Annotated in this window: 12 protein-coding genes; 11 read left to right on the top strand and 1 reads right to left on the bottom strand. The window is 52.4% G+C overall.

Features of this window, described 5'->3' with window-relative positions; translation table 11 throughout:
* The coding region (locus WBC85_RS14400) for a hypothetical protein (RefSeq protein WP_424438667.1) at positions 1 to 679 on the bottom strand (679 nt) is incomplete at its 3' end.
* Positions 680 to 849: 170 nt separating this feature from the next.
* Here WBC85_RS14400 and WBC85_RS14395 point away from each other — a divergent pair.
* The 11 genes from WBC85_RS14395 to WBC85_RS14345 all read left to right on the top strand — a co-directional run bounded on the left by WBC85_RS14395 (position 850) and on the right by WBC85_RS14345 (position 9,606).
* Entirely contained in the window at positions 850 to 1,122 is a 273-nt protein-coding gene (locus WBC85_RS14395) for a rod-binding protein (RefSeq protein WP_424438664.1), read from the top strand.
* Positions 1,122 to 1,475 carry a hypothetical protein gene (locus WBC85_RS14390; protein WP_424438661.1) on the top strand — a complete coding sequence of 118 codons (354 nt, stop codon included), beginning with the start codon at positions 1,122 to 1,124 and terminating at the stop codon, positions 1,473 to 1,475. The genes WBC85_RS14395 and WBC85_RS14390 overlap by 1 nt, the downstream gene beginning before the upstream one ends.
* Positions 1,476 to 1,683: 208 nt before the next feature.
* Positions 1,684 to 2,898 carry a flagellin gene (locus tag WBC85_RS14385; protein WP_424438658.1) on the top strand — a complete coding sequence of 405 codons (1,215 nt, stop codon included), beginning with the start codon at positions 1,684 to 1,686 and terminating at the stop codon, positions 2,896 to 2,898.
* Between the two features lie 70 nt (positions 2,899 to 2,968).
* A complete protein-coding gene (gene flaF / locus WBC85_RS14380; protein ID WP_424438655.1) occupies positions 2,969 to 3,337 on the top strand; it encodes a flagellar biosynthesis regulator FlaF in 369 nt (122 codons plus the stop codon).
* Complete coding sequence (locus tag WBC85_RS14375; protein WP_424438652.1) at positions 3,338 to 3,742, top strand: flagellar biosynthesis repressor FlbT; 405 nt, start codon at positions 3,338 to 3,340, stop codon at positions 3,740 to 3,742.
* 219 nt (positions 3,743 to 3,961) lie between these two features.
* Positions 3,962 to 4,540, top strand: a complete 579-nt coding sequence (locus tag WBC85_RS14370; protein ID WP_424438649.1) for a DUF1217 domain-containing protein — start codon at positions 3,962 to 3,964, stop codon at positions 4,538 to 4,540.
* Positions 4,541 to 4,672: 132 nt separating this feature from the next.
* Entirely contained in the window at positions 4,673 to 5,317 is a 645-nt protein-coding gene (locus WBC85_RS14365; protein ID WP_424438646.1) for a lytic transglycosylase domain-containing protein, read from the top strand.
* 36 nt (positions 5,318 to 5,353) lie between these two features.
* Positions 5,354 to 7,429, top strand: a complete 2,076-nt coding sequence (gene flhA, locus WBC85_RS14360) for a flagellar biosynthesis protein FlhA (RefSeq protein WP_424438643.1) — start codon at positions 5,354 to 5,356, stop codon at positions 7,427 to 7,429.
* Positions 7,426 to 8,187: a flagellar biosynthetic protein FliR gene (locus WBC85_RS14355; RefSeq protein WP_424438640.1), complete on the top strand. Its 762-nt coding sequence runs from the start codon at positions 7,426 to 7,428 to the stop codon at positions 8,185 to 8,187. Before flhA ends, WBC85_RS14355 begins: the two co-directional genes overlap by 4 nt.
* Complete coding sequence (locus WBC85_RS14350) at positions 8,187 to 9,272, top strand: EscU/YscU/HrcU family type III secretion system export apparatus switch protein (protein ID WP_424438637.1); 1,086 nt, start codon at positions 8,187 to 8,189, stop codon at positions 9,270 to 9,272. The genes WBC85_RS14355 and WBC85_RS14350 overlap by 1 nt, the downstream gene beginning before the upstream one ends.
* Entirely contained in the window at positions 9,262 to 9,606 is a 345-nt protein-coding gene (locus tag WBC85_RS14345; protein ID WP_424438634.1) for a hypothetical protein, read from the top strand. Before WBC85_RS14350 ends, WBC85_RS14345 begins: the two co-directional genes overlap by 11 nt.
* The last annotated feature ends 282 nt before the right edge of the window (positions 9,607 to 9,888 follow it).

Below are 9,888 nucleotides of genomic sequence, written 5' to 3'. Positions count from 1 at the left end.
GCTTCATACTGGCCAAGCTTATCGCACCAAGATTCGCATGCGGCCCGGAGTGTAGTGGGGCATTTGCAATAGGGCGCTCTTCGTTCGCGACCGCACGATTCATCTCACGAATTTCGTCGGACGCAATGCGATTCGATGGTTCGATGCTTGTAGAAAGTAGTGGTTTGACACCTTCGGTTGAAATCGTGGTTTGGGGCAAAACGACGTTGATCGCCGTTGACTGCGTAAGATGATCAATCTGTGCAATCTGCTTGGCATTTCCGACTTTGCCTGGATGATAATCGGTTGAGAGAAGCGGATTGGAGCCTGCATTCAAGGCTGGTGACGTTGGTAGCGCCATAGGACCAGACTTGCGTGCAGCGCTTGCATTAAGAGGGCCGCCAGAATGTGTGGCGTTCAGTGTTTCCCCCTCTCTTAGAATTCGCTTCGTTCCTGAGTTTGCAGACTTTTCTGGCAAAGGATCTGCCATCAGGGGAACATTTTCATTTTCGGGTGCTAAAGGCAGTTCTTGCTCCTGCTCGAAAGACTTTTCCTGAAGGTTTTCAGGCAAGACTTCAACAAATTCGGGTTCTAGCTGGGCGTCGGCAACAATACCTGTTTCCAAGGCTTCAATGACACTTAAGAAAGTCGCTTCATTCATGCGTGTTTGGGTCGTGCCGTTCACATGCGCATCAATCAACGTCGCTGCGTTTTCTGGCAAAGGTGCCAAGCGGTTCGCGATCAGATCAAGGGGCAAAATCATTTCAACTCCGGGGTTGGATGCCTTGTCTTAAATCGAAAACGGTTACCAGTTGTTTACCGGAACCCGCTATTTCCGAACAAATCGAACGAAAACGAAGGTAGATTGATATGGTTCCACTAGTCCCCAATGCGCTTGCGACGGCGTCGCCAATGGCCTTGCAAAGCAAGGACCTAACCGTCGGGCAGAAACTCGAGTCTGTATTTCTTGCCGAAATGCTCAAAGCGGCGGGCGTGGGAGAAACGCCAGACGCTTTCGGCGGCGGTGCAGGAGAGGATCAATTCGCATCATTTCTAAGAGAAGCGCAGGCGCGCGAAATGGTGCGCGCAGGTGGGCTTGGCCTTGCGACCTACTTTGACCAATCGATTCTGAAGCAAACATGATGGGCGACAATCGTCGCCTTGCGTCCGAGTTGGAGGCGCTGTTGGAGCGTGAATATGCGGCGCTACTTGCGGGTGATCTGTTGTCCTTTGAACAACTTATTGCGCAAAAGGTGTCCTTGTTAGAGGCTCTTGGGGCGCTGTCGGTCGCAGAATTGACGTCCCTTGCGCCGCTGCGAACGCGTCTGCATCGAAACCAACGCCTTGCCGAAAGCGCAATCAAAGGGATGCGTTCTGCGATAACTCGTGCAAAGGACATCAGGCATGTTTCGCAAAGCTTGAGCACCTATAACGAGGCTGGCCAAAGTAGCCTCGTCAAAATGCAGCCAAGTAGCAGCCTGTCGAAACGTAGTTGAAAATTAGAATTAAAACACAAGGACTTGGAAGTTTGTCTTTAGGATTCCGTTAGGTTTCACCTGTCAAAAGATCGATGCGCTCGTTGATCCGAGCGGCGCAAAGGTTGTTAAAAACAGCTCTTGCATCGTCAGTACGACCTTTTGGCCGTCCTATAGGGGGCGGGGAATGAAAATTGGCGCAAAGCGCCAAAGCCTAAAGGATAAATATATGTCTAGTATTTTGACAAACACTAGCGCCATGGTGGCGTTGCAAACGCTGAAATCGATCAACTCGGGTTTGGCAAGCACTCAAAACGAAATTGCGACTGGTAAGTCGATTTCCTCGTCTGCGGACAATTCCGCGGTTTGGGCGATTTCGCGTGTGATGGAGTCTGATGTAAAAGGCTTCAATGCGATTTCAGACAGCCTTGCGCTTGGTAAATCAACAGTTGCGGTTGCGCGTCAGGCTGCGGAAACAGTGACAGAGCTGTTGACAGAGATGAAGGGCAAGATCGTTGCTGCGCAAGAGGACAACGTCGATCGCACCAAGATCAACGATGATGTTACTGCGCTAAGTGATCAGATCGAATCTGTCGTCGCTGCTGCGCAGTTCAATGGCTTGAATCTGGTGAACGGCGTTTCAGGGAACGTCGATATCCTGTCGTCGCTTGATCGGGATGCAACAGGAGCAGTAACCGCGTCTACAATTCAAGTTACCGGGCAAGACCTTGCCGTTGGCGGCTATGTTGCCAATGACATTTTTGCTTCCTCAGGTGGTACGCCGTCAGCCAATGGTGATACGGTCGCGCTTTCGCTCGATAATGGCGGCGGCAACGACAATATTGTCATTGACGACAGTGCAGGTGCGGCCTTTGTCGAAGGCGATCGCGTTGTTATCCGTATTGGTGATCAGACGGCATCCTATACCGTGACGGCTGATGACGAAGCTGCGACAACACCATCTGATATGGTTGCAGTCGGCTTGAAGAACGCGATTGATGCACTGGGTATTGAAGATCTTGTCGTAGACTATGACAGCGGCAGCCCGGGCACACTTGATTTCACCAACAACGCCGGCGATGACCTTGCGGTGACTGGCCAATTCTTGAATGCGGGTTCTGGTGGGCTTGGCGCGCTAGATAGCATTGACGTTTCGACTGCACTTGGTGCCGACACTGCCTTGGGTACGATCGAAACGTTGATTGATACGGCGATTAACGCGGCGGCTTCGCTTGGTTCTACCGAGGGTCGTATCACAACACAAAGCGACTTTATCTCCAAGCTCACGGACTCGCTGACTGCTGGCATTGGCTCACTCGTCGATGCGGATATGGAAGAAGCATCTGCCAAACTGCAAGCGCTGCAAGTTCAGCAACAGCTTGGTGTGCAGGCCTTGTCCATCGCAAATCAGGCACCGCAGAGTCTCTTGTCACTCTTCCGGTAATCAGCCCTTTGAGAGCGCCAGAGATGGCGCTCTCATTTCCAATACTCTGATTGCCTAAGGAGGCAGGCCAATGAACAGCGCATTAACCGCTGCGCAGCGATATACTTCGCTGGGTGAACACACCCGTAACGCCAAAGATCTAGAATATGAGGTGATTCTCGGGGTCACCCGTGACCTGAGCAAGCATACCGGAAGCGATCAAGCCGACTTTCCTGCGCTTGTTAGTAGCTTGAACAAAAACGAACGACTTTGGATCGAAATCGGAACCCAGGTTGCCGATCCAAGCAATCAGCTTGAGGCAGGCTTGCGAGCGCGACTGTTCTATTTGGCGGGTTTTGTGAGACATCAAACAACTGAAATTCTGAGCGGCAAGGCGGGAATCGAAAGTCTTATCGAACTGAATGTGGCGGTCCTGCGTGGCCTAAAAGGAACAAGATAGATGGCGGGTTTGGTACTCAAATTAGGGCCGAAGGAGCGGGTGTTGATCAACGGCGCTGTTCTGGAAAACGGCGCTCGGCGCTCGCGGTTTTCGATAATAACACCAAGTGCACATGTTCTGCGTTTGAAGGATGCCATTCATCCAGATCATGCGAACACACCTTTGGGCAGGGTTTGTTATCAATTGCAGCTTATTTTGGCAGGAAGCAGTGATCCTGAGCTCGTTTCAGAACAAATTGCGGGTCAAATTTCAGAGCTCGCACGTATTCTGACTGATCCAATCTGTCAGGAGCACCTATCGATTGCGCGGCGCTCGGTGGTTCAGGGCAAGTTTTACAATGCCATGAAGTCGCTCAAGGCATTGCTGCCTGTCGAGCGAAATCTTCTTGCGCATCCGTGGAGTTGAGGTGTTCCTATGGGGTTTCAACCGTTTGTTTTAGGAACTGGCCTGGTCGCATGGCGCAACCTGCAACGCACTTTACCAAACCAGTTGAGCGCGTTCGCAAATAGCGCAGAACAAAGCCGACTGACCGATCATTTTGAGCAAAAGGCATCGTCATTGACGTCCGCCGAAGCCGTTGTCGCGGATCGCCAAGTTCTTAGCGTCGCGCTAGGTGCCTATGGTTTGCAGGACGATCTAAACAATCGCTACTTTATCAAGAGGGTTCTTACAGAGGGCGCAACAGATACTGATGCGCTGGCCAATCGAATGGCAGATAGCAGGTATAAAAGGCTTGCCAATGATTTTGCTTTAGATGGTTTGAGCCGATTTGTTGGTGTCTTGCCAAGCACGGCGGAGGACATAACCGAGCTTTACACTCAGCAGGCATTTGCATTGTCAGTCGGAGAATCTCAGCCAAATCTGAGGCTTGCACTCAACGCGCAGACGGAATTTACCCGCATTGCCGAACTAGATGTCAGCAATGACGCGAAATGGTACCTGGTTATGGGCAATCCCCCTTTGCGGACCGTGATGGAAACGGCCCTCGGATTGCCCAGCTCGTTTGGTCAACTTGATATCGACAAACAACTGGAGGTTTTTCGGGCGAAAGCACAGGCAGCTTTTGGCGCGGATGAGATTTCTGACCTCGCCCAGGACGAAATAAAAGATGATGTGATCGATCGTTTTCTGCTGAGGGATCAGTTGAACCAGGGCCAAAGCCTTTCATCGCAGAATATCGCGCTACAGCTTCTAAATGCGTGACGTCGGTTACCAAATGTAAAGCTATTAACCCTAAGTCTGCTCGCAACGATGAAAGCGAGCGACGTTATGCAGCTAAAGTATCCTAGATGTTTGGAAATGCCATTGCTCTGCTACGTTTGGCGGAGCATCTTGATGCGCTTGCTTTCTGCAATGGGTATTTGTTTGGCCAGCCCGGCAAGCGCAACAGGGACACCGCCCGATGAGTGTTTTCGCGCAGCGCGGTTTGCGGCGCATGAAACGAAAGTGCCTCTTAAAGTTCTCCTTGCAATCACGCAGGTGGAAACGGGGCGAAAGATTCATGACAAAGTGCAGCCGTGGCCCTGGGCTATCAATCACGGGGGCAAAGGGAAATGGTTGGCCAGTGAGGCCGAGTTACTAGAGGCCGCGCTAGGGTTGATCGCGGATGGCGAACGCCTGTTTGATGTTGGATGTTTCCAGCTCAATTACCATTGGCATGGTAGGGAGTTTTCCAGCTTGGACGAGATGATCGCACCGCGCGCCAATGCGCTATATGCTGCGCGATTTCTTGAGGCGCTGTTCGTGGAATTCGGTGACTGGACTGAAGCAGTTGGGGCGTATCATTCGCGCACCGAAGCGTTAGCGAATGCCTATAAGGCAAAGTTCCTACAATACTATGATGATGCGACAGAACCACTTCAACTCGCGTCGCGTCAAGACGTTCAGCCCAAGCGCGTTCGACGAAATTCCTATCCATTGCTTGTTGCCAGACCCGCGACTGCGCGGCTCGGATCGTTGGTTCCGGAGACATCTCAATGAAGGACGCGCGCATGACCCTAAATTGGTTCGCTTGTTATGGTTAAGTTAAGTTTCAATCCTACCATTTTGTTGGCGCTCGCACTTATGGCAGTGATCGTCATGATGATCTTACCGATGCCCGCGTTCATTTTGGATTTGGGTCTTGCGATTTCATTCGGCCTCGCGATTTTAATCTTTACGATCACACTTTTCGTCGAGCGGCCGCTTGATTTTTCTTCCTTCCCGACGGTGCTTTTGGCGTCCTTAATGCTGCGACTTTCGCTCAATATTTCATCGACGAAACTGATCATCGGGCAGGGTCATACCGGGACGGGCGCGGCTGGCGGCGTTATCGAAGGTTTTGCCAGTTTTGTCATGGGTGGCAGCGTGTTTCTCGGCCTCGTGGTCTTTGGAGTGCTGTTGATCGTAAATTTTATGGTGATTACCAAAGGCGCAACGCGCATGGCCGAAGTCGGCGCGCGCTTTGCACTTGATGCTATGCCGGGCAAGCAGCTTGCGATTGACAGCGATATGTCGGCCGGGGCGATTGACCATGCAGAGGCGAAAGCGCGCCGTGAACGCGATCAACAAGAAACCACGTTCTTCGGATCGCTCGATGGCGCGTCAAAGTTTGTGAAGGGGGATGCGGTCGCTGGCTTGCTTATTACGCTTCTAAACTTTGTTATGGGCCTCATCATGGGGGCGGCTGTGCAGGGTATGCCGCTTTCGCAAGCATTTGAGACTTATGCAATTCTAACCGTCGGCGATGGTTTGGTTTCACAAATTCCAGCGGTTATTATTTCTATCTCTGCGGCGTTGCTTCTGGCCCGTGGCGGGGCAATCGGTTCGACAGACATTACCTTGTTCGCCCAACTTGGGCGCCACCCTGCTGCGCTTTTGACGGTAGGATTGCTAATGCTGCTTTTCGGGTTGGTTCCCGGCCTACCTCTGGTTCCTTTCTCGCTTGGCGGCGTCACGTTGATCGCGGCTGCATGGTATATGCAGAAAAAACAAAAGCAGGAGCAGCAGCAAAGCGAGACAGTCACGGAAGAGCACGAGGTCGAGGCAAGCGAAGAAACGATGGCCGACATCCTTGATCTGGATGATATCCACGTTCAGTTTTCCCCTGATCTTGTCGAAATGGTGCTTGATCCGGGGACGGGACTCGACGCGCGGATACGGAATATGCGCACCCATGTGGCGCAGGAATTTGGTCTGGTGATGCCAGAGATAAGGCTAACGGATGATTCCAGTTTGCCCGCTGGCAGTTATCGGATCAACATCCATGGTGTCGAGCAAGCCAAAGGTGTGCTTCATCCGGGCCGTATGCTTGCGCTTGTGGACGGCAGTGATGTCGCGCGATCCACGGATGTGGTGCAAGAGCCGGTCTATGGCGCGCCAGCCATTTGGATAGATCGCGACGCACAAGAAGGCGCTGCGCTTTCTGGTCAAACGGTTGTTTCGCCATGCGAAGTCCTGGCAACCCATTTACTGGAATGCCTGCGTAAAAATCTAAGCAGATTGCTTACCTTTAAGTCCTTGCAGCGTTTGCTTGATGAACTTGTTAACTTGAGCGACCCCAAGCGCGCGGAAGCGAACCGCCGCCTGTTGGATGAATTGTTGCCCGATAAAGTCCCGCTGGATGTGTTGCATTCGGTGCTGCGTTTGTTGTTGGCCGAGCAGGTTTCGATCCGAAATCTACCGATTATTGTTGAGACAATCGCCAAGGCCCGTCCGATACATAGTAGTCCCGAAGCTACCTGTGAATTTGTGCGTCAGGCGCTTGGCTTCCAGCTGATCTCTGGCTTGAAGCGCGCCGATGGGACGATTCCCCTCATCCAACTTGCCCCTGAATGGGAGCAGACCTTTAGCACCTACCAATTGGACGCAGAGCAAGGCGTTGCAAACATCGCACTTCCGCCCGAGCTGTTTAGCAAATTGGTTATGTCGGTTGCGGATCAAGTCTCCGAGCAAACAGAGCGCGGCATCCACCCCGCGATCGTGACATCGACCCAAAGGCGCAGGTTCTTGCGTACGATTATATCTGCGCGCGGAATCACGGCTCCTGTTTTGTCGTTTGAGGAAATCGGTACTGAGGCCGTGCCGTCAATCGTTGGGGTTGCTGCGGCATGAACTTGCTTGAACCCGCGCTATGGCAACCACTTGCGCTCGGGTTCCTGATAGTGCTGTTTCGCGTCGCGGCCTTGGTGGCTTTGTTGCCCGCCATCGGGGAAGCATCGATTCCAGCGCGCGTTAAGCTTGCCGTTTCAATATGCTTGGCGCTGGTGCTCTTTCCTATCGTGCCGCAAGTCGGGCCGACTGAGTTGAGGGGCACGCAGATCTTCATACTTATCGCGTCGGAAATCGGAATCGGGCTGTGGTTCGGAATCCTGTTACGCGCATTTGTTTTCTGCCTGCAAACGGCGGGGTCAATCGCTGCGCAATCAACCTCTCTTTCACAGATATTGGGCACGGCTGGCGTTGAGCCAATGCCAGCAATGGGTCACGTCATAACGATGGCAGGCTTTACCTTGGCTTTGACGCTTGGCCTTCATGTCAGTGCTGCTGGATATCTCATTGAATCCTACGTTCTCTTTCCAATTGGGCAACTGCCGCTCATGTCAGATATGGCGGAATCGGTTGTTAAGCAGATTGCATGGGGCTTTCGGCTTGCCTTCACGCTTGCCGCACCGTTCTTCATTTTGTCGCTTCTGTATAATCTGACGCTTGGTGTCATAAATCGGGCGATGCCGCAGTTGATGGTCGCTTTTGTCGGTGCTCCGGTTATTACGGCAGGCGCTTTGTTTGTGTTGGCGATCGCGCTTCCCTTGATGTTACGTACCTGGGCGATTGCCTTGTTCGAATTTCTACACAGCGGCGCGCTGCACTGATGTCAGAGCAGGATGATGCTTCAGAAAAGAGCCACGAGCCGACCCAGAAGAAACTGGATGACGCTCGCAAAAAGGGCGAAGTCGCACGTTCAAACGACGTTAATGTCGCTTTGTCGTATTTTGGGGTCTGGTTGTTTTTCATAGCCACAGCGCGCGCGGCGGGCTCTGATCTTGGAACGACATTACAAAGCGCGCTTACGCGTGCGTTCGAGCATGGAAATCCGCTTGGATTCAGCTCCGGGTATTTCGCGCCATTCCTCCTTAGTGGTGGTTCGTTCGTCGCGCTCTTCGCCGCTATTCCTGCGGTACTGATCGTTCTGGCCTTGATCGCGCAACGTGCGCTGTTGTTTACGCCCAGCAAACTGCAACCCAAGCTTTCGCGTATTTCTCCTTTTAAGAATGCAAAGAACAAGTTTGGACGTGGTGGGCTGTTCGAGTTCGCCAAGAGCTTTACCAAACTTATGGTTTATTCGAGCTGCCTTGCTTTGTTCTTGAAATGGAATTTCGACAGCATTGTGGGTGCGTCCGCAGGAAGCGAGCGCGGTGCGTTACTCATCCTGTTTGCCTTATTGAAGTCCTTTTTGAGCTTTGCAGTTCTCATTGCAGCGGTCATTGCTGCAATAGACTTGGGTTGGCAGCTTTTGGAACATCAGCGCAAGAACCGGATGTCCCACAAAGAAATGCGGGATGAGATGAAGGATAGCGAGGGCGACCCGCATCTGAAACAGGCGCGCAGGGGGCGGGCGCAGGAAATTGCGCTGAACCAGATGATGGCAGATGTGCCTTTTGCTGATGTGATTATTGTAAACCCGACTCACTATGCGGTGGCGTTGAAATGGGAAGGGTCGCGCAACAGCGCACCTGTATGTGTGGCAAAGGGCTTGGACGAGGTTGCAATGCGCATGCGCTCTGTCGCTCGGGATGCAAAGGTTCCGATCCATTCAGATCCACCAACGGCGCGCGCGCTGTTCGCTGTTGTGGAGATCGGGCAAGAGGTGCGCCCCGAACACTATGCCGCTGTCGCAGTCGCAATCCGCTTTGCAGAGACACTGAAACGAAGCAAAGGGAGTTCTCGTGTCACATAAATGGGCCCAATTGGCTAAGCTCGCGACACTCGCATTTGATCGGGAGGTATCCAAGCTGTCTGAGCTTAAAGAAGCTGAGAGCAAGCTCGCGTCGCAGCGAGAAAAGCTGGAGGGAATGAATGCGCAGGCACTTGAAGACTTTGCCGGGCCGCATCCTGCCCATTGGACCAACGGTGATTTCTTGTGGCAAGCATGGGTCGCGCAGAACGCTAAAGCGATCGGAATCGAGCAGGCAAGACTGAGAGTTCTGGCTGAAATGCATAAGCCGGAACTAAAAAAAGCCTTCGGGCGCAAAACGGTCATGGAAAACCTTGCGCGCCGAAAGACTCAGTAGCTACAGGATATGGCCGAGTCTTTTCCGCAGGCCACAAAATATAGACATTCGTTGAACGGAAGACGGTGGTCTGATCTGGTCATGCAAAGGAGCGGCTGGCTAAGGCATTGATTTAAAACATTTAAAAGAAAAACTGGGAAAATGAACAAAAGAAAGAAAAAAGCACTTGCGGGTTCTTGGTGATAACACTAGAACCCCCTTCAGCAGCAACGAGATGATCGGCGCTGCACTAGTTGATCGGCGGCAACGCGGTGATGTTAGGGACTAAAATCGAGATAATGA

Source organism: Planktotalea sp. (assembly GCF_049680325.1).
In the GTDB taxonomy this organism is placed as follows: Bacteria; Pseudomonadota; Alphaproteobacteria; order Rhodobacterales; family Rhodobacteraceae; genus Planktotalea.
This window is presented reverse-complemented; position numbering and strand designations above follow the sequence as displayed.